Annotated in this window: 1 protein-coding gene; it reads left to right on the top strand. The window is 74.9% G+C overall.

Going from position 1 to position 259, the window contains the following annotated elements:
- The coding region (locus B0E34_RS21530; protein ID WP_228422978.1) for a hypothetical protein at window positions 1-259 on the top strand (259 nt) is incomplete at both ends.

The following is a 259-nucleotide window of genomic DNA, read 5'->3' as shown; positions in this document are numbered from 1 at the left end:
TGATAGCGCGCGCTGGTATCTCGCTACCGCCTGCGCGCCGTGCGGCGAGGAGGCCCAGGGGCTGGTCGACTCGGCGCGCGATGCGCCGACGCTCGGCGAGCGCGCCCGCCTGATCGCTGCGGCGGACCGCGCCGTCGCCGACGATGGCGCCTTCATTCCAATCGCGCGCCCGCTCCGCTGGTCGCTAGTCGCGGGGCGACTGCGGCAGTGGCGACCGAACGTCCGCGCGTGGCACCCGTTGAACCGGCTGCGCGACGAC

This window comes from Chryseobacterium mucoviscidosis (genome assembly GCF_002177115.1).
Classification (GTDB): Bacteria; Bacteroidota; Bacteroidia; order Flavobacteriales; family Weeksellaceae; genus Chryseobacterium; species Chryseobacterium mucoviscidosis.
This window is presented reverse-complemented; position numbering and strand designations above follow the sequence as displayed.